This is a genomic window from Mycolicibacter virginiensis (assembly GCF_022374935.2).
GTDB classification, from domain to species: domain Bacteria; phylum Actinomycetota; class Actinomycetes; order Mycobacteriales; family Mycobacteriaceae; genus Mycobacterium; species Mycobacterium virginiense.
Window position 1 is genome coordinate 3,454,651 of sequence record NZ_CP092430.2, and the last position, 17,357, is coordinate 3,472,007.

Consider the following 17,357-nt stretch of genomic DNA (forward strand, 5'->3'; position numbering starts at 1 on the left):
CGGTCACTGCGGCAGCGATCAGCTGATCACGGCGATCAGGTCGCCGGCCTGAATCACGTCACCGACCTGGACGGCCACCTTGCTGATGGTGCCCGCGATCTCGGCCAGCACCGGGATCTCCATCTTCATCGACTCCAGCAGCACCACGGTGTCGCCCTCGTTGATCTGGTCGCCCTCGTGGACCACGACCTCGAGCACGCTGGCCACGATCTCCGCGCGAACGTCCTCGGCCATCTTCACCTCGTTCATCACCCAGTCAACGATTGCGTACATCAAAAAAGCTAGGCCCTATCGAACCACAACCCCCTCAAGCCATCGGGCAGGGCGCTCGGGTAAGCGAACTCGAAGATAAATAAGAGGACTTAGAGAGTTCGATCCGTGATCGTGTCGTGTTTCTCCTGTGACAATTGCATAGCACCGTTACTCGAGTGTTTTGAACGCGTGACGAAATCGCCGTGACGCGGCACGAGTCGCCATCGAACTTGAGGAGTAGCGCGTTGTCTGTAAACCGTCTTGCCCGGCCGCGAGTGCGGCTGACACTGATCTGCGCCGGCGCCATGACGCTGGCCACCCTGGGATTCGGTGTCGCGTCCGCCAAAGCGGCGCCGGCACTGGTCGATGACCCCATGCCGATTCCGGCCCCCCTCGGCACCCCCAGCCCCCTCGGCGTGCCCAACGCGCTGGGCGCCCCGAGCCCGCTCGGCGTGCCCGGATCGGCCGCAGGGAGCTCAGCGGCCGGCGTGAACGCCGCGAACTCCTTCCTTCAGGTCCTCAACGGCATGCTCAACAAGGTGGTGCCAGGGGTGGGCTCGATCATGCCGACCGATGTCAGCTCGCTGACGCCGCCCGGTGCACCCATGTCCACGGTGCCCGCGCTCGAAACCCCGCCGGCCCCGCCGACCCCACCGGCGCTCGTGCCGCAGACACTCGCGGGCGCGCGGACCTTTCACTGAGGCTGCCGGAGGCGCGGTGGCCGGGCCGATTCCAGGCCCCGCCACCGCGTCACACCCGGAGGTATGAGAGACTGGCCAGCCGGAATACCTGCTAGGAGGGCCAATCATGGCAAAACGTGGCCGCAAGAAGCGCGATCGCAAGCACAGCAAAGCCAACCACGGCAAGCGACCCAACGCCTAGAGCGTTAGCTCAGCGACGCCAGCACAGCTGATTGCAAGCCCGGCCTTTGGCCGGGCTTGCTGCGGTTATCGGCTAGGTGAGGCCATACCGGTGACCCGCTTTAGCCCTCGCGGTGGATGATCGTGGTCCGGCTGATCTCCAGCCGCACCCGTTCGTAGAGACGCCGCGGAGCCTTGTCACCACTGCACTTGCGGGCGATCAGCGTCTTGATCCGTTCCTCGACCCCGTAGTGCCGCAGGCAACCCGGGCATTCCTCAAGATGCTGGCGCAGTTTGGCCTTGGTCTCCGCCGTGCATTCGCCGTCGAGCAGCGTCCATACTTCGGCGATCACCTCAGAACAGTTGGCGTCGGATCCGCCGGCATCCGGCGGCGTGTTGCAGTCCCGCGAGTGTTCGGTCACGACGACACCTCCTCGGAAGCCTGACCGCCGCGAATGAATCCACGGTCGCGGGCTACATCGGCCAGCAGACCGCGCAACTGCCGCCTGCCGCGGTGCAAACGCGACATCACCGTGCCGATCGGCGTATCCATGATCTCGGCGATCTCCTTGTACGGGAATCCTTCGACGTCGGCGTAGTACACCGCCATCCGGAACTCTTCAGGCAGCTGCTGCAGCGCCTCTTTGATCTCGGTGTCCGGCAGCGACTCCAGCGCTTCCACCTCCGCCGAGCGCAGTCCCGTCGACGAGTGTTCGGCGGTGGCTGCCAGCTGCCAGTCGGTGATCTCGTCGGTCGGATATTCGGCAGGGGTGCGTTGCTTCTTGCGGTAGCTGTTGATGTAGGTGTTGGTCAGGATGCGGTACAACCACGCCTTGAGGTTGGTGCCCTCCCGAAACGAGCGGAACCCGGCATAGGCCTTGACCATGGTCTCCTGCAGCAGGTCCTCGGCATCGGCAGGATTGCGCGTCATGCGCAGCGCACCGCCGTAGAGCTGATCGAGCATGGGGATCGCGTCGCGTTCGAACCGAGCGGTCAGCTGCTCGTCGGTCTCATCGGAACGCACCGGCGCCTTGGCCTCTGTCGAAGCTTCGGTTCCGGTACCGGGCGCACTCTCGCCGTCAGCCATCTCGATCGCTGCTGTCCCTTCTGTCGCGGTGCCCACAACCAGCCCAGCCGATAGATCGCGTTCCAGCAGACCGATCGCCGTTGACATCGGCGACTCCTTTCCGATCCTAGGGCCGTGATCGACGGCTTGACGCAGCGACCACACGAACTGCCTTACTCAACAGCGTCGGCCATGGCGCTATTTCCCGCCCGTATCCTGACGCGGTGAGTCGCGCCGCAACCCGAGCCATCGCGGCCCTGATCGCCGCACAGGTGCCCCATGAGGTGCTGCGTTACCACCATGCACCGGACCAGCGCGCTTTCGGAGCCGAAGCCGTCGAGCGGCTCGCCGGAGAGGGGCCCAACGGGGTGCGGCCTGAGCAGATCTTCAAAACGTTGGTGGTCGCGATCCCACACGGCCTGGCGGTCGCGGTGCTGCCGGTGCCGGCGAAGCTGTCGCTGAAGGCGGTCGCCGCTGCCCTGGGGGTGCCCAAGGCCGCCATGGCCGACCCGGAAGCGGCGCAACGAGCCACCGGTTACGTGCTGGGCGGGATCTCGCCGCTGGGACAGCGCAAAACCTTGCCGACGGTGGTGGACACCTCGGCGCTGGGCTTCGACCGGCTGCTGTGCAGCGCGGGCCAGCGCGGCTGGGACGTGGCGGTGGCACCCGCGGATCTGATCCGGTTGACCGGCGCGATCACCGCGGACATTCAGGCGCAGTGACCGCGGTGATCACCGTTCAGCCGTCCAAGACCGGACCGGGATCGTCGCGCGGTGCGTCACCGAGCACGTCGTCGACGGTCGCGGCGAACGAGAGTTCAGCATCGATACCCGCGGCGTCCACCACCCGGGCGGTGAGCCGTTGGTCGCTGACCAGGCAGAGCCGGATGCCACGCCGGCGGCATCTGGCCGATTCGTCGACCAGCACCGCGAATGCGCAGATTCCCATGAATTCCAGTCCACTGGTATCGATGATCAGCGGTCCGGGAGCTGTGGCCACCTCTGCGGCTTCGGTGACCAGGCGCCGCCAGACGGCGACGTTGGACGCATCGACGCTGCCACCGGCGTGAACCAGCAGCGCTGCGCCACGACGCTCCACCAGGACACGCAGCTCTTCTTCCGCAGGGACCTGCGGGGCGGCGAACGCCTCGCCGACGCACGCCTCGGCAATGACGCCACCGCCCGTCATCGCGGCGGCCGGAACCGCTTCCGCTCGCTCCGTCCCGGCCCCGTTGCGACGCCACACGGAGCAGCGGCTGAGTTTACGGCGTAAACCGAACTGCATGCGGTTGAAGCTACGCCGGTTTGTTTACGTTGTAAACCGCTCCACGGCGGCTTTCTTGGATCGTCGTGCCGTCCCGCCGCAACCCGCGTCGAGACCCGGACGCGCCACCGCCCCGCACGCCGTAAACGGCGCACGGGGCGGTGTTCTCGCTTGCTAGTCCCTAAAGGCGTCCTTGACGTTCTCGCCGGCCTTCTTCAGGCTCGACTTCCCCTGGTCAGCCTTGCCCTCGTTCTTGAGGTCGTCATCACCGGTGACCTTGCCGGCGGCTTCTTTGGCCTTGCCCGCGACATCCTGCGCGGCGTTTCTGGCTTTGTCTGCCAATCCCATCGTGAGTTCCTCCCTCATGTGGCGTTGCAACACGAGCTATACCCACGATGTTTACAACGTAAACCCGTGCGGGACCGATTTGCCTCAGCGTCGGGCGAGCAGCAGTTCGAGCCGATCCAGCATGGCCTCCAGCGCCTCCTCGAACTCCGCAGTGCTGCGGTCCTGCGACAACATCGGCTGCAGGCGCAGCAGGTGCGGGTAGTCGGTCAGGTCGCGTGCGGACCGCTCGCCCCTGTCATCGAGGAGGGCCTCATCGGGGTGCAGTTCAGCGCCGCGCGCCGACACCTCCAACAGCAGGTGACCGATCAGGAACGTGGTGTAGGAGCGGTAGGCCGCCACCGCGGCGGCATCGTCGAATCCATAGGAGATCAGCGTGTCGAGAAAGCTTTCCATCCAGCGCAGGCTGCGCAGCGGCGGCCGAACCCATGGCGCCTCCGGCGCCTGGGTGGCCACCAGCGGAAACACCTCCGGATGGTCGAGTGCGATCTGGCGTACCCCGTGCGCCAGCCGCATGAGGTAGTCCTGCCAGCCGTCCTCCTGGCGCCGCGCCGCGAGTTGATCGGCGTAGAGCCGGTCGATGATGTGGTCGACGACGCCGCTGAGCAGGTCGCCACGGCCGTGTACGTAGCGGTACAGCGCCATCGCCTCGACCCCGCAGGCCGCACCCAGCGCACGCATGGTCAATTTCGACAGGCCCTGGCGGTCAATGAAGCCGATGGCCATTTCCAGGATCCCGTCGCGGCTCAACTGCGACGTCGAGCGCAGGCCGTCGCCCATGGCCGCAGCCGCGGCGTCCACCCCGCCATCCACCAGACCACCTCTTCATCTCCGTGGCGTTTGGTGGCTCAGTTTACGTCGTAAGCCGGTTGCCAGGTAGGAATGCGCCGGGTCGACGCGATCGGGCCCGCGTTGATCGCCGGTCCGGCGCGTGGGGCCGCCGCGGCATAGGCTGACAGCCATGCCCAACTCAGGCCCTCTCTCCGGCAAGACCATGTTCATTTCCGGTGCCAGCCGTGGCATCGGCCTGGCGATCGCCAAGCGCGCCGCCCGCGACGGCGCCAACGTCGCGCTGATCGCCAAGACCGCCGAACCGCATCCCAAGCTCGACGGCACGATCTACACCGCGGCCGCCGAAATCGAAGAGGCCGGCGGGCAAGCACTGCCGATCGTCGGTGACATCCGTGACGGAGACTCCGTAGCGGAGGCCGTGGCCGCCACCGTCGAACGGTTCGGCGGCATCGATATCTGCGTGAACAACGCCTCGGCGATCAACCTCGGCTCGATCCTCGAAGTGCCGCTGAAGCGCTTCGATCTGATGAACGGCATCGAGGTGCGCGGTACCTACGCGGTGTCGCAGGCCTGCATTCCACACATGATCGGCCGCGACAACCCGCACATCCTGACGCTGTCCCCGCCGATCCGGCTGGAGCCCCAATGGCTCAAGCCCACGGCCTACATGATGGCCAAGTTCGGGATGACGCTGTGTGCACTCGGCATGGCCGAAGAACTGCGCGGGCACGGTATCGCCTCCAACACGCTCTGGCCGCGCACCATGATCGCGACCGCAGCGGTACAGAACCTGCTCGGCGGAGACGAGGCGATGGCGCGCTCTCGCACCCCCGACATCTACGCCGACGCCGCATACGCCATCGTGACCAAGCCCGCCCGCGAATACACCGGTAATTCCTTGCTGTGCGAAGACGTGCTGGTGGACTCCGGCGTCACCGATCTGTCGGTCTATGACTGTGTGCCCGGCAGCGACCTGGGCGTGGACTTGTGGGTCGACACCGTCAACCCACCGGGATACGTGCAGCCTTAGCGCCGCGCGGCGAGACGACTGTGACCGACATCTTCGTCGAAAGCGAGTTCGCGCCGCTGCGCACCGTGGTGCTCGCCCAGTCTGAACTGGCGCTGCCCGACGACATCCCGGATTCCGACCTGGATTTCCTTTCCTCCGGCTCAGCCGAAACCGTTGTCGCTGGAGAAGATTTCGGTATCGCGTGCCCGCAGCGGGCGCACCTGTGGCTGCAGGAACGGCGCAACCTCGCCGCGGTGTTGCACCGGCACGGTGTCGAGGTGCTGCGGCCGCGGATGTTGACCGCGGCCGAGAAGGCCGCAGCAGGCTCCGACGGATACGCCAATTTCTTTGTCCGCGACCCGTTCTTCACTATCGGAGACGTCGTGATCGAGGGCTCCCTTCGGTTTCGGCATCGCCGTCGCGAGGTGTTGCCGGTCCGCGACATCCTGCTCGAGCGGGTGTATCCCGCCCTCTGCGACTATGTCGCCGTCCCGGCTCCCGAGATCGCCGCCGCCGACGACACGACGCTGGGGCCCGGTCCGTTCTTAGAGGGCGGCGATGTCCTGGTCCTCGGCCGGCAGGTTTTCGTGGGGACATCAGGCCTAGCATCGAATGCACTCGGCGCGCGCTGGCTGGCCAAGCTGCTCGCTACGCGGGGCTACACCGTTGAGGTGGTCCGGTTGGTCCCCGACATCCTGCACCTGGACTGTGCGCTCGGTTTGATCCGCGACGGCCTGCTGGTGGTGTGCGAAGACGCACTGCTCGACGGGGTTCCCGCCGCGCTCAAGTCCTGGGACCGGATACCGGTTTCGCTGGCGCAGGCCAAGGAACTGGCCACCAACGGGTTGCCGATCTCCCCCGACGTCTACGTCACCGATCCCGTTTTCGGTTGGGTCGGTGAGCAATTGGAACGCCGTGGCGTCACGGTCGAGTACGTCGAGTTCGGAATCAGCCGGTCACTGGGCGGCGCGTTCCGGTGCAGCACCCAACCCCTGCTGCGCCGCAGCTAGCCGACGGGGCGCGACTCGGCCCTCGGGATGACCAGCCGGAAGCGGGCGCCTCCCTGGTGGGAAACACACGTCAGCGTCCCGCCGTGCGCGACGGCCAGCGCCCGGGCGATCGGCAGTCCCAGTCCCGCACCGCCGTGGTCGCGGCCGCGGGCGCTGTCCAGGCGCACCAGCCGATCGAAGATCCGCTCGGCATCCTCGGCGCGCACCCCGACACCGGTGTCGGTGACGACCACCGCGATACCACCGCTGTCTTCACCGACCTCGACGGTGATCTGCCCACCGGGCGGAGTGTATCGGCGCGCGTTGTCGAGCAGGTTGGACAGAATCTGCGCGACTCGCGTGGGATCGACCCAGGCGGTCACCGAGTCGAGGCCGGTACGCTCGACTCGCAGTTGCGGGGCAAGCAGCGCCGCCCGATCCAGTTGAGTGTCGACGATCCCGACCAGGTCGATCTCTTTGAGTTCCAACGGCAGTCCGGCATCGATATAGCTCAGGTCCAGCATGTCGGTGACCAATCGGGTGGCCCGCCGGGCTTCGGTCAGCAGCAGGCTGGCGCGACGATGCTGACGAAGAACCTCGGGCTCGATAGCGTCCTCATTGGCGGATTGGCCGACATGCACGCTGACATTTCCGGCGATCTGCTCCGCGGCGGCCTGCATTCCCGCTATCGGTGTGCGCAGCTCGTGGGCAGCGTCGGCGAGAAAGCGCCGTACCGCCGCCTCCGCTCGCCGCGCCCCCTGCGCGGCGCGCTGCGCCCGCTTCTCAGAGTCCTCCAACTCGTCGAGCATGTCGTCGAAAGCTTCTGCTGCCCTGCCTAGTTCGGTCTTGGGGCGGTCTGGTCTCAGTCGCCGGCCCCGGTCCCCGGTGGTGATGTCGCGGGCGAGGTCGGTGAGCCGGTCCAGCGGCGCGAGCAGCGCACGGCTTGCCCCGGCCAGCAGGGTCGATGCCAGCAGCAGGGTCCCCAGACCGGCCTCGATCATCAAGCGCCGCAATCTGCGCAGCGTCTCGTCGGATTCCGTGGTGTCGGCGACCAGGATCACCCGGTCGCCGTTGGCCAAGGGATGCACCAAGACTGTTGCGGTGTCGTCGGGTTCCAGCGGCGGGGCCGGAATCTTCGATCCGGTGGTCGCGTCGGGCTCGATCGCGGGGTCGCCGTAGCTGGTGCCGTCGGCGGTGACCACCAGTGCGGCGATGATGCCGCCGTTGAGTTGTTCCGACATCTGTTCAGCCGAGATACCCAGTGCTACCAAGGAATCCGCGCGCGTGGTTGCCGCTGCCAGTCGTTCGTGCACGCTGCGCGTTGCCAGCGCGGTCAGGGTGGCATTGATCACCAGCCCCATCGCCAGCATCAGCATGACCAGCAACGCCAGCACCATCACCGTCAGCCGGCGGCGCAGCGAGGGGGTGGCGGTCATGAACCCGCAAGTTCCAGCCGGTAACCGATCCCGCGCACCGTATGCAGGATTCGTGGTCCGTGTGCCTCGAGCTTCTGCCTCAACCCGCTGATGTGGACCTGCACCAGGTTAGGGTCGTAGGCCTCATAGCCCCACACCGCGTTGAGGATCTGCGCGCTGCTGACGATGCGGCCGCGTTGTTCGACGAGGTAGACCAACACGCGCAGCTCGGTGGCGGTCAAACCCAGCGGGGTGCCCGAGCGGGAGGCCACTCCGGCGTCGACATCGACCATCAGATCGCCGAACTGCACGGCAGCCGGTAACCGGCCGCGTCGGCGGAGCACCGCACCGACCCGCGACACCAGTTCGGCCAGCTCGAACGGCTTGACCACGTAGTCGTCGGCGCCGCCGTCCAGACCGCGCAGCCGGTCGGGTAAGCCGTCACGCGCGGTGAGCAGCACCACCCCCACCTCGCCCCAGCGCAGGATCACGTCCATCAGCGCAAAGCCGTCACGTCCCGGCAGCATGACGTCGAGGACCACCAGATCCGGCCGGAATCCGTCCAGTACCTCCTCCAGGCCGTGACCGTCCGGCTGGGTGTCGGTGAGGTAACCGGCATCGGCCAGCGCCTCGCTGACCATCTCGCGGATGGTCTCGGAGTCCTCGACAACCAGAACCCGCGGCGTTCCCACACTGAAGGGAGTACCGCCGCGACGGTCGGCGGACCGGGAATCGGCCATGGTCCATTGATAACACCGTCACGCCACGATGGGGAGAACCGACCGGCGCGGCTTACGCCCGCCGCCGCGTTCTTCAGGTTCACTTCAAGTTGACTGTCTACGGTCACGGGGTCCGAGTGCGCCCGGCTACCCCTCGCAGCGGCGCGAACCGGGAAATTCAGGAGGCACCATGACGCCTACTACCAACAGGATTGTCTGACAATGGATTTCGCGATGCTGCCGCCAGAGGTCAACTCGAGCCGGATGTATTCGGGGGCAGGCGCACAGCCCTTGCTGGCTGCTGCTGCTGCCTGGAGCGCTCTGGCCGCCGAACTGAACAGCGCGGGTGTGGCCTACGACTCGGTGATCGACGAGCTGTCCGCCGGCTGGGCCGGGCCCAGCGCCGCAGCGATGGCCGCCGCCGCGGCACCGTACGCCCAGTGGATGCACGCCACCGCCGCCCAGGCCGAACACACCGCAACGTCGACCCGGACTGCCGCCGCCGCTTATGACGCGGCGTTCGCCATGACGGTGCCTCCCCCGGCGGTCACCGCCAACCGCACTCAGATGATGTCGCTGCTTGCCACCAACTATCTGGGTCAGAACACCGCCGCCATCGCGGCCACCGACGCCCAGTACTACGAAATGTGGGCCCAGGACGCCGCCGCCATGTACGGCTACGCCACCAGCTCCGCCGCTGCCACCAGGCTGGTCCCGTTCACCGAGCCCCCGCGCACCACCAATCCCACTGGGACCGCGAATCAGGCCGGTGCGGTCGGCCAGGCCACCGCCACCGCGGCGGGCAGCCACGCCGACACCGCGGTTTCCGCGATCACCCAGGCCCTGCAGGGTCTCAGCGCGCCGGGATCGGCGGCAGCGGGATCGAATGCGGCACTGACCGGTTCGATCGGGTCGGCGGCGGCAATGGAGCCTGGGCTGGCGGCCTCCTACTTGGCGTTGGCCTCCAGCCTGTTCGGCACCTTCGTCATCGACTCGGCCGGTACCTTCGGCGTGGACGCGGCCGGCACCTTCGGAATCGACCTGATCGGCGTCGGCGAGATCGAGAGCGAACTGCTGCCGGAGATGGCTTTGGCCAGCGCGATCACCCCGGTGAGCGCCGAACTGGGTGAAGCGGCCACGCTCAGCGGGCTGTCGGTGCCACAGGCCTGGGCCACCGCGGCGCCGACGACCACCGTGATCCAGCAGGTCGGCGGCGCCTTGCCGACTGCCGCGCAAGCTGCCCTCCCCGCGGCCTCGGCGGGCGCCTCGGCATTGCCGCTGGCCGCCATCGGCGCAGCCGGGCTGGCCGGTCGGGCCACCGCGGGCCTAGGGCGGGGCCGCGCGACGGCCACCGCGAACCCGAAAACCACCCCCAAACGGGCGCCGCGCGCCCTGATCAAACAGCGCGACCAGGCCGAGAAGCCGGAGCAGCCGCCGGTACGGCCGTTGCACGGGCCGATCACGCGGATCTCCGGTGAGCTGCGGGAACTGGCCGATCTGCGCGATGCCGGGATCCTCACCGAAGAAGAGTTCACCCAGGAAAAGCAGCGCCTCCTCGGCCGGTAGCACCCATGGATTTCGCACTGTTGCCACCGGAGGTGAACTCCGGCCGGATGTATTCCGGCGCGGGCGCCGGTCCCTTGCTGGCCGCGGCGTCGTCCTGGGATGCGCTGGGCGCCGAGCTACACAGCGCGGGCCTCGCCTACACCTCGGTGCTCACCGAACTGGGTTCCGGCTGGGCAGGCCCCAGTGCGCGGGCCATGGCCGCCGCCGCAGCGCCGTACGCCCAATGGCTGCAGACCGCCGCGATCCAGGCCGAGGAGACCGCCATCGCGGCCCGCGCCGCCACCGCCGCCTACGAGTCAGCTTTCGCCATGACCGTGCCCCCACCGGTGATCGCCGCCAACCGCAGCCTGCTGATGACCCTGGTCGCGACTAATTTCCTGGGCCAGAACACGCCCGCGATCGCCGCCGCCGAGGCCCACTACTACGAGATGTGGGCCCAGGACGCCACCGCCATGTACGGCTATGCCGCCGGTGCCGCCACCGCCGGCAGGCTCAGCCCGTTCCAGCAGCCACCGCGCACCACCAACTCCGCCGCTACGTCGGCGCAGTCAGCGGCCGTCATGCATGCGGCCGCCACCACCTCCGAGGGTCACGGGGAGAGTGCTATCACCACCCTCACCCATGCGCTGGAGTCCTCGTCGGCCGTGGCCGAGGCCATCGGCGCCGACGCGCTCTTGATCAGCGAACCCGCGATGGAGGTCGGCATCGCCGGTGTCGAGCTGGTTGTCGACTCGATGGGCACGTTCGGCGTCGACGCGCTCGGCACGTTCCTGTTCGACGCGATGGGCGCCGCCGAGGTGGGCCAGGAATTGCTGCGCGCCGCCATGGCGGGTGCGCTGCCGGTCTCGGCGAACTTCGCCTCGGCGACCTCGATCAGCGGGCTGTCGGTGCCACTGGCCTGGGCCTCTGCCACGCCGGCGGCGGTGGCGCCGCAGATCGGCATGTCGCTGGTGTCCGTCGGTACCGCCGCCGCCACCTCGGCTGTTCCGGCCGTGGCCGCCGGTGAGACGGTGATCCCCGCGGCAGGGATGGCCGCAGCCGGGGTGGCCGGACGGGCCGGGGCCGGCGCCACCCGGGGGGCCCGCATCCCGACTGCCGGTACCGTCACCCCGCCGCCGGTACCACGGCCCGGCGAGCTGCCGGAGGTGCCCGCGTCCTCGGCGTTCGGCCTGCTGATGGGCGCCGACATTGAGCTGCGTGAGCTGGCCGAACTGCGCAACGCCGGGATTCTCACCGACGAGGAGTACGCGCTGGAGAAGCGCAGCCTGGTCGGACGTTAGAACAGATGGGCCTGTTCGGGTTGCGGCTCGGCCGGTGCGATCAGCTCGGGTGAGTTGTTTCGCACGCTGTTGACCAGCGTCGAGACCTCACGCACCGCGATCCCGGTCACGTCCGGCGGCTGGGAAAGCAGCGTGGTGTCGACGCCAGCATCCGGGTCCAGCCAAGTGTCCCAACGGTCTTCGGGCAACAGCAACGGCATCCAATCATGAATGCCGGCAAGTTCCCCGACGGCCGCGGTGGTGATGATCGCGAAGCTCAGCACCGCGTCGGACACCCGGTTGGGGCGCCAGACCGACCACAGCCCGGCCGCATACAGCAACGCGCCGTCACCGTGGATGTAGAACGGTGTCTTGTGGGCCCCTCCTCCGGTTCGAGGCCCTTCAGCGCGCCATTCGTAGTAGCCGTCCATCGGCACCAGGCAGCGGCGCCGCTCGACGGACGCCGAGAACGCCGGTGAGGTGGTGACCTTGTCGGCACGGGCGTTGATCAGCAACGGACCGCCGGACGCCGGTGCCCCGCCGGGACCGGCTTTAGCCCACGACGGCACCAGCCCCCAGCGCATCAGCCGCAGCCGCCGAGTCGGTACATCGCCGGGTTGATGCGGCGGTTCCAGCTTCGCCTCTCCTCCGTCGAGCCTCGCTGAACCGCCGGGTTGATGCGGCGGTTCCAGCTTCGCCTCTCCTCCGTCGAGCCTCGCTGAACCGCCGGGTTGATGCGGCGGTTCCAGCTTCGCCTCTCCTCCGTCGAGCCTCGCTGAACCGCCGGGTTGATGCGGCCCAGCGCGCCGGCTGACCAGGGTCGCGACGCCGTCGGTGGGTGCCACGTTGTAGTTCGGGCCGGCGTCTGCGTCGGCCGGTATCTCGTTGATCGCATCGATACGCGTGGCCAGCAACGCCGGATCGGTGGTTACCGCGAAACGCCCGCACATACCTTCATGGTGACAGCTAATCGATCCGGGTGGCCGCGACCGCCCAGAACGGCATGTGCACCAGGTTGTCTTCGAGCAGCGGTTGCAGGTATGCGAACCGTTCGGCCAGCGCGCGGACACCTGCCACCAGGTCCTCGCGGCCCATCGACTCCATCACCGCGATCATGTCGGTGAAGGCAGCGGGATCGAACGTCCCCTGATAGGTCGTGGTCCCGATGTGGTCGATACGCCACCCGGCGGATTCGAGCAGCGGACCAAAGCGCTCCGGGGACAAACCGTCCAACTGCCAACCGTTGACGTTGTGGCGGCCGGCTTCGAACATGAACAGGCGGGCTTGAGGCTTGGTCGCCCGGTGCAGGTTGCGCGCGTAGCGCAACTGAGTTTCTTCATCGTCCTGGAACAGGTGGTAGAAAGCGCTGTCGACCACGGTGTCGAACCGGCCGTCGAATCCGACGAGGTCAACCGCGTCGGCCACCTGGAAATCCACCGTCACACCGGCTTGCGCGGCGTTACGCTGCGCGACCGCGATGGCAGCCGGAGAATGGTCGAGCCCCGTGGTCGAATAGCCATGAGCCGCATAGTGAATCGCGTGGTGACCCGAGCCGGTTCCAGGGTCGAGAACTTCCCCGCGCAGCGCTCCGCACGCCACCAATTGCTGCACTACCGGCTGCGGACGGCCGATCTCCCACGGCTCTGGGGGCACAGCGGGCCCAGAAGACACTGCGCCGCCGAGCTCGGTATCGCTGTTCATCGCCCACAACTGTGCGTGAGTCCGGTTAACGAAAACCGAACGCGCGGTGTACGAACGGCGTCAGTCGTCCCGGTGATGGCAAGATCGCCGCTGTGCACCTCTCCGTCCTCGATCTCACGCCGGTCCGCACCGACCAGTCCACCTCGAATGCAGTGGCGGCGACGATGCGACTCGCGAAGATCGCCGACGATCTCGACTACGCCCGGTACTGGGTTGCCGAGCACCACAACATTCCGTCGGTTGCCGCCACCAGCCCGGCGGTGCTGACCGCGATGATCGCTGCCGCCACGTCGCGTATCCGGGTGGGCTCAGGCGGAGTGATGCTGCCCAATCACGCGCCGCTGGCTGTGGCCGAGCAGTTCGCGCTGCTGGAGGCCGCCCATCCCGGCCGCATCGACCTGGGTATCGGGCGTGCTTCCGGCGCCGATCCGGTGGCATCAGCGGTGTTGCGCGGAGCGACCGGCCGCGGCGATCGCGACATCGACGATTTCCCCGACAATCTCGGCGACGTGATCGCCCTGCTGGGCACCGCGGGGGTGTCCGTGCAGTTGACGGATCGCAGCTACGTCCTGAGGTCGACTCCGCACGCGCTGACGAGACCGCGCGTGTTCGTGCTGGGCTCCTCACTGCAGTCAGCTCGAGTCGCCGCGGCCCAGGGGCTGCCCTACGTTTTCGGCCATCACTTGTTCGGCGAGCACACCGACGAGGCACTGACGTGCTACCGGTCACAGTTCGTCCCGAGCGAGCTTGCCGCCGAGCCGGCCGCGTTCCTGACCGTCAATACCGTGGTTGCCGAAACACACGACGAGGCAACGGCTTTGATCCTTCCCTACCTGCACCTGCAAGCGCAGACGGCGACCGGGCAACCACCGGGCCGCCTGGAACTGGTCGAGGACGCCCAGCAAACGGTCCTGACGCCGCAGCAACACCGCATCGCACAGGGCGAGCTCTCGCGTGCGGTCATCGGAACGCCGGCCGAGGCGCTCACGCAACTGCGGGAACTGGCCGACAGGTTCGGCGTGGACGAGGTGATGCTCAATCCGGTCGCATCCGCCCGGCGGGGCACCGACCCGGCCAGCGCGCCGGGGCGCGAATCCACCCTGCGACTGTTAGCTGACGCGGCGTCGCCAAAGTGAACAACAGGTGAAGGCAAACCAACGCCAGAGGGCTGCTCGGTGAATGTTTCGGGTGCCTTTTCCAACTGTCAATGAACAACTGCTGACAGTCTCCGAAAAGTGCCCTTCGCGGCTGTGTATCGGCCGTCTGATCGCATAGCGTCGGGTCTGCGCTCAAGGGCGTACGCGATCCGCAATATGGCGATCGCGGAAAAGGGTAAAGACCTCGACGAGGAGCCTTCATGTCGTTCGTCACAACGCAACCCGAAGCGTTGCTGGCCGCCGTCGCCAACCTGCGGGCCATCGGTTCGTCGATGGCCGCGCACAGTGCCGCGGCCGCGGCACCCACCACCAGCGTGGTGCCGGCCGCCGCCGACGAGGTATCCGCGCTGACCGCCGCCCAGTTCGCCACCCACGCTCAGGCCTACCAGGCCGTGAGCGCGCAGGCGGTGGCCGTCCACGAGATGTTCGTGAACGCCCTGAGCAGCGGAGCCAACGCATACGCCGCAACCGAGGCTGCTAACGCAGCAGCGGCCGTTTAGGTCACCGCGATGAACTACTTGTCGTTGCCGCCTGAGGTGACCTCCACCATGATCTACTCCGGGCCCGGCTCGGAGCCCATGGTCGTGGCAGCGTCGGCGTGGAGCGCGCTGGCCGCCGAACTGAAATCTGTTGCGGCCGAGTACCGCGCGGTCATCAACCAGCTGACCTCCGAGGAATGGCTCGGGACGGCCTCGGCATCGATGGCCACCGCAGCCGCGCCCTACATCAACTGGATGGAGCTCACCGCCGCGCAGGCCGAGCAGGCCGCCGCGCAGGGCCGGGCCGCCGCAGCCGCCTACGAGACGGCACACGCCCAGACGGTGCCGCCGGTTGCGGTCACCGCGAACCGTGAACTCCTACAGCAGCTGGTCGCCACCAACATCCTCGGGCAGAACACCCCGTCGATCGCCGCCACCGAGACCGAGCACAACGAGATGTGGGCCCAGGACACGATGGCGATGGTCGGCTATCACACGCAGTCCAGCGCCGCGACCCAGCTCAACGAGTTCACCGCACCGCCCAACCCGACCAACCCGGCCGGTGACGCCGCGAACGCCAACGCGGTCGCTTCGGCGGCCAGCAGTGGCACGGCCACCCAAGCGTCGGGCGCCCTGCAGAGCTTGGCGAAGTCGGCCGAGAGCACCACTTACGGCGCCGATGACATCCTCGCCGACCCGAACTACAACCTGAGCAACCAGTTGATGACCCAGCTGGTGACCAACGCGAACCTGCAGTCGAACAACGTCTGTGCGGTATGGCGTGGTGTCAGCGGTGTGCTCGGTCTGCAGAAGCTGTTTGCCGACGGCGCGAAGGCGGCATCATCGGGAGCCGCCGGCGCGGCCTCCGGCGCCGCCAGCGCGGCGTCCGGCGCGGCGAGCGCGGCCACCGGTGCCGCGGGCGCGGTCGGTGGCCTCTCGGTCCCGGCGGCCTGGGCTCCGCCGCTCGCGGCGGCGTCCACGCTGGGCCCGGTCTCCGGCGGCTCCTGGGTGCCGGTGGGTCCCGCTGCCGCGGCGGCGCTGCCGTCCGCAGGCGGAATTCTCGGCGGCGCCCCGATCGCACCGCCGACGGGAATGCCCGGGATGCCTGGCATCCCGGCCGCGGGTGCGGCCGGCGCTGGCTTCCGCGGTTTCGGCGGTCCGCGCTACGGAACCGCGTTGACCGTCATGCCACGTCGTCCGTTCGGCGGATAGACCCAGGGGACTTGGTGATCGACTACGGGGCACTGCCTCCGGAAGTCAATTCCACGCGGATGTACGCGGGAGTCGGCTCCGGTCCGATGTTGGCAGCAGCGGGGGCCTGGGACGTCTTGGCCCAAGAATTGAGCGTGACCGCGGCCGCGGTGGACATGACCATCGCGGACCTGACCAGCGGTCCGTGGCGTGGACCGTCGGCGGCCGCCATGGCCGCGGCGGCACTGCCTTTCACCACCTGGTTCAAGATGACGGCCGCGAAAGCCGAAGAGGCGGCCATGCAGGCCAAGGCCGCGGCGGCCGCCTTTGAAGCCGCGTTCGCGATGACCGTGCCACCACAGATGGTGTTCGCCAACCGGGCTCAACTGATGATGTTGGTCGCCACCAACTTCTTCGGCCAGAACGCCGCGGCCATCGCAGCGACCGAAGCCCACTACGCCGCGATGTGGGCCCAGGACGCCGCCGCGATGTATACCTATGCGGGCGGTTCCGCAGCGGCTTCGCAGCTGTCGGAGTTCACTTCGCCGCCGCAGACCACCAACCCCGGTGCGCAAGCGGGGCAGGCCACCGCGACCACCCAGGCCGTCAGCAACTCGGCGGTGTCGCAGGCGACCTCCCAGACGACGTCGCAGGGGCTGACCTCCTTGCAGTCGCTCGCTCAGTCTGGCGCGGCCACGGGGGCGCCTTCGGTCCCGGGTACAGGTACGGGTACGGGTACCGCACCGACCACGGGCTCGGCGGCATGGACCGCGTTCCTGCAACAGCTGGTCACTCCGCTCCGGACACTGACCGGCTACACGAACTCGGCGATGGGACCGTTCCGGCTCGTCGACATGGTCGGCCAGGGCCTCAACGGTCACGAAGTATCTGGCCAGGCGGTCGGAGACGTCAGGGCATTCCTGGGAGAACTGGCGAAGGTGTCCGACGTCGCGAAAGCGGGAACCGCAGCCTCCTACACCCCTGGTTTCGGCGCCGCGTCGCCGTCAGTCGCCGTGGGCAGGGGCATCCAGGTCGGGTTGTTGTCGGTGCCGCAGAGCTGGCCGATGGCTCCTACGTCGGCCAATCAGGCTGCCGCGACACTGGTTTCCAGCCGGGTGGCAGCTGCGGAGTCCGGCACGATGGCGCGCGGCGGTATGGCGGGGATGGCCGGCATGGCCGGTCTGCCCGGGGCCAGTGCCGCCGCCAACGGCGGGCCTACCGGTTTCCGGTTCGTTCCTCGGTACGGCTACCGCCACCGGGTAATGAACCGGCCGCCCAGCGCCGGCTAGGCGCT

At 68.0% G+C, this 17,357-nt stretch carries 21 protein-coding genes; 11 read left to right on the plus strand and 10 right to left on the minus strand.

What is annotated here, in order from left to right; all coding sequences use genetic code 11:
• Nucleotides 1-18: 18 nt before the first annotated feature.
• The gene (locus MJO54_RS16765; protein ID WP_046284939.1) at nt 19-234 is read right to left on the minus strand and encodes a biotin/lipoyl-binding carrier protein; all 216 of its coding nucleotides are present in this window, start codon (nt 232-234) and stop codon (nt 19-21) included.
• A gap of 263 nt (nt 235-497) precedes the next feature.
• Here MJO54_RS16765 and MJO54_RS16770 point away from each other — a divergent pair, with 263 nt between their 5' ends.
• Complete coding sequence (locus tag MJO54_RS16770; protein ID WP_131810356.1) at nt 498-953, plus strand: hypothetical protein; 456 nt, start codon at nt 498-500, stop codon at nt 951-953.
• A gap of 106 nt (nt 954-1,059) precedes the next feature.
• Nucleotides 1,060-1,134, plus strand: a complete 75-nt coding sequence (locus MJO54_RS23840) for a 50S ribosomal protein bL37 (protein WP_011728008.1) — start codon at nt 1,060-1,062, stop codon at nt 1,132-1,134.
• 100 nt (nt 1,135-1,234) lie between these two features.
• Here the strand turns inward: MJO54_RS23840 and rsrA are convergent, their stop codons facing one another.
• Both rsrA and MJO54_RS16780 read right to left on the minus strand, forming a co-directional pair.
• Nucleotides 1,235-1,534 carry a mycothiol system anti-sigma-R factor gene (gene rsrA, locus MJO54_RS16775; RefSeq protein WP_046284920.1) on the minus strand — a complete coding sequence of 100 codons (300 nt, stop codon included), beginning with the start codon at nt 1,532-1,534 and terminating at the stop codon, nt 1,235-1,237.
• The gene (locus MJO54_RS16780) at nt 1,531-2,199 is read right to left on the minus strand and encodes a sigma-70 family RNA polymerase sigma factor (RefSeq protein ID WP_396876254.1); all 669 of its coding nucleotides are present in this window, start codon (nt 2,197-2,199) and stop codon (nt 1,531-1,533) included. The genes rsrA and MJO54_RS16780 overlap by 4 nt, the downstream gene beginning before the upstream one ends.
• Nucleotides 2,200-2,402: 203 nt before the next feature.
• On the opposite strand from MJO54_RS16780, the gene MJO54_RS16785 reads away from it, so the two are divergent.
• Nucleotides 2,403-2,900: an aminoacyl-tRNA deacylase gene (locus MJO54_RS16785; protein ID WP_105295853.1), complete on the plus strand. Its 498-nt coding sequence runs from the start codon at nt 2,403-2,405 to the stop codon at nt 2,898-2,900.
• Between the two features lie 16 nt (nt 2,901-2,916).
• Here the strand turns inward: MJO54_RS16785 and MJO54_RS16790 are convergent, their stop codons facing one another.
• The 3 genes from MJO54_RS16790 to MJO54_RS16800 all read right to left on the minus strand — a co-directional run bounded on the left by MJO54_RS16790 (nt 2,917) and on the right by MJO54_RS16800 (nt 4,566).
• The gene (locus MJO54_RS16790) at nt 2,917-3,423 is read right to left on the minus strand and encodes an anti-sigma factor antagonist (protein WP_240175205.1); all 507 of its coding nucleotides are present in this window, start codon (nt 3,421-3,423) and stop codon (nt 2,917-2,919) included.
• 192 nt (nt 3,424-3,615) lie between these two features.
• Entirely contained in the window at nt 3,616-3,789 is a 174-nt protein-coding gene (locus tag MJO54_RS16795) for a CsbD family protein (RefSeq protein WP_046284941.1), read from the minus strand.
• Between the two features lie 84 nt (nt 3,790-3,873).
• Nucleotides 3,874-4,566, minus strand: a complete 693-nt coding sequence (locus tag MJO54_RS16800; RefSeq protein ID WP_240175990.1) for a TetR/AcrR family transcriptional regulator — start codon at nt 4,564-4,566, stop codon at nt 3,874-3,876.
• Nucleotides 4,567-4,747: 181 nt separating this feature from the next.
• On the opposite strand from MJO54_RS16800, the gene MJO54_RS16805 reads away from it, so the two are divergent.
• A complete protein-coding gene (locus MJO54_RS16805) occupies nt 4,748-5,608 on the plus strand; it encodes an SDR family oxidoreductase (RefSeq protein WP_082957210.1) in 861 nt (286 codons plus the stop codon).
• A gap of 20 nt (nt 5,609-5,628) precedes the next feature.
• Nucleotides 5,629-6,597: a dimethylarginine dimethylaminohydrolase family protein gene (locus MJO54_RS16810; RefSeq protein WP_240175206.1), complete on the plus strand. Its 969-nt coding sequence runs from the start codon at nt 5,629-5,631 to the stop codon at nt 6,595-6,597.
• On the opposite strand, the gene MJO54_RS16815 is transcribed toward MJO54_RS16810, so the two are convergent.
• Both MJO54_RS16815 and MJO54_RS16820 read right to left on the minus strand, forming a co-directional pair.
• Nucleotides 6,594-8,012 (minus strand): sensor histidine kinase, encoded by a 1,419-nt coding sequence (locus MJO54_RS16815; RefSeq protein WP_064888013.1) that lies wholly within the window; start codon nt 8,010-8,012, stop codon nt 6,594-6,596. The genes MJO54_RS16810 and MJO54_RS16815 overlap by 4 nt on opposite strands.
• Nucleotides 8,009-8,731 (minus strand): response regulator transcription factor, encoded by a 723-nt coding sequence (locus MJO54_RS16820; RefSeq protein WP_046284925.1) that lies wholly within the window; start codon nt 8,729-8,731, stop codon nt 8,009-8,011. Before MJO54_RS16820 ends, MJO54_RS16815 begins: the two co-directional genes overlap by 4 nt.
• A 201-nt stretch (nt 8,732-8,932) precedes the next feature.
• Between MJO54_RS16820 and MJO54_RS16825 the strand changes: the two genes are divergently transcribed.
• Together MJO54_RS16825 and MJO54_RS16830 are read left to right on the plus strand one after the other, a co-directional pair.
• Nucleotides 8,933-10,276: a PPE family protein, SVP subgroup gene (locus MJO54_RS16825; RefSeq protein WP_065038821.1), complete on the plus strand. Its 1,344-nt coding sequence runs from the start codon at nt 8,933-8,935 to the stop codon at nt 10,274-10,276.
• Nucleotides 10,277-10,281: 5 nt separating this feature from the next.
• Nucleotides 10,282-11,556 carry a PPE domain-containing protein gene (locus MJO54_RS16830; protein WP_064888017.1) on the plus strand — a complete coding sequence of 425 codons (1,275 nt, stop codon included), beginning with the start codon at nt 10,282-10,284 and terminating at the stop codon, nt 11,554-11,556.
• Here the strand turns inward: MJO54_RS16830 and MJO54_RS16835 are convergent.
• Nucleotides 11,553-12,485, minus strand: a complete 933-nt coding sequence (locus tag MJO54_RS16835) for an SOS response-associated peptidase (RefSeq protein ID WP_240175207.1) — start codon at nt 12,483-12,485, stop codon at nt 11,553-11,555. The two genes, MJO54_RS16830 and MJO54_RS16835, sit on opposite strands and share 4 nt — an antisense overlap.
• Nucleotides 12,486-12,501: 16 nt before the next feature.
• Complete coding sequence (locus tag MJO54_RS16840) at nt 12,502-13,236, minus strand: class I SAM-dependent methyltransferase (protein WP_064888019.1); 735 nt, start codon at nt 13,234-13,236, stop codon at nt 12,502-12,504.
• 92 nt (nt 13,237-13,328) lie between these two features.
• Here MJO54_RS16840 and MJO54_RS16845 point away from each other — a divergent pair, with 92 nt between their 5' ends.
• The 4 genes from MJO54_RS16845 (at nt 13,329) to MJO54_RS23650 (ending at nt 17,352) form a co-directional block, all read left to right on the plus strand.
• The gene (locus MJO54_RS16845; protein ID WP_064888021.1) at nt 13,329-14,372 is read left to right on the plus strand and encodes an LLM class flavin-dependent oxidoreductase; all 1,044 of its coding nucleotides are present in this window, start codon (nt 13,329-13,331) and stop codon (nt 14,370-14,372) included.
• Nucleotides 14,373-14,593: 221 nt separating this feature from the next.
• Nucleotides 14,594-14,893: a PE family protein gene (locus tag MJO54_RS16850; RefSeq protein WP_046284931.1), complete on the plus strand. Its 300-nt coding sequence runs from the start codon at nt 14,594-14,596 to the stop codon at nt 14,891-14,893.
• 9 nt (nt 14,894-14,902) lie between these two features.
• Complete coding sequence (locus MJO54_RS16855) at nt 14,903-16,084, plus strand: PPE family protein (protein WP_064888023.1); 1,182 nt, start codon at nt 14,903-14,905, stop codon at nt 16,082-16,084.
• A 14-nt stretch (nt 16,085-16,098) separates the two neighbouring features.
• Entirely contained in the window at nt 16,099-17,352 is a 1,254-nt protein-coding gene (locus tag MJO54_RS23650) for a PPE family protein (protein ID WP_165797942.1), read from the plus strand.
• Nucleotides 17,353-17,357: the final 5 nt, after the last annotated feature.

What these genes read in the sequence shown, in the direction of transcription:
- MJO54_RS16835 (WP_240175207.1), bottom strand. Translation starts at nt 12,485, where the DNA reads ATGTGCGGGCGTTTCGCGGTAACCACCGATCCGGCGTTGCTGGCCACG.
- MJO54_RS16795 (WP_046284941.1), bottom strand. Translation starts at nt 3,789, where the DNA reads ATGGGATTGGCAGACAAAGCCAGAAACGCCGCGCAGGATGTCGCGGGC.
- MJO54_RS16825 (WP_065038821.1), top strand. Translation starts at nt 8,933, where the DNA reads ATGGATTTCGCGATGCTGCCGCCAGAGGTCAACTCGAGCCGGATGTAT.
- MJO54_RS16855 (WP_064888023.1), top strand. Translation starts at nt 14,903, where the DNA reads ATGAACTACTTGTCGTTGCCGCCTGAGGTGACCTCCACCATGATCTAC.
- MJO54_RS16850 (WP_046284931.1), top strand. Translation starts at nt 14,594, where the DNA reads ATGTCGTTCGTCACAACGCAACCCGAAGCGTTGCTGGCCGCCGTCGCC.
- MJO54_RS16815 (WP_064888013.1), bottom strand. Translation starts at nt 8,012, where the DNA reads ATGACCGCCACCCCCTCGCTGCGCCGCCGGCTGACGGTGATGGTGCTG.
- MJO54_RS16765 (WP_046284939.1), bottom strand. Translation starts at nt 234, where the DNA reads ATGGCCGAGGACGTTCGCGCGGAGATCGTGGCCAGCGTGCTCGAGGTC.
- MJO54_RS16780 (WP_396876254.1), bottom strand. Translation starts at nt 2,199, where the DNA reads ATGGCTGACGGCGAGAGTGCGCCCGGTACCGGAACCGAAGCTTCGACA.
- MJO54_RS16800 (WP_240175990.1), bottom strand. Translation starts at nt 4,566, where the DNA reads ATGGGCGACGGCCTGCGCTCGACGTCGCAGTTGAGCCGCGACGGGATC.
- MJO54_RS16805 (WP_082957210.1), top strand. Translation starts at nt 4,748, where the DNA reads ATGCCCAACTCAGGCCCTCTCTCCGGCAAGACCATGTTCATTTCCGGT.
- MJO54_RS16830 (WP_064888017.1), top strand. Translation starts at nt 10,282, where the DNA reads ATGGATTTCGCACTGTTGCCACCGGAGGTGAACTCCGGCCGGATGTAT.
- MJO54_RS16840 (WP_064888019.1), bottom strand. Translation starts at nt 13,236, where the DNA reads ATGAACAGCGATACCGAGCTCGGCGGCGCAGTGTCTTCTGGGCCCGCT.
- MJO54_RS16820 (WP_046284925.1), bottom strand. Translation starts at nt 8,731, where the DNA reads ATGGCCGATTCCCGGTCCGCCGACCGTCGCGGCGGTACTCCCTTCAGT.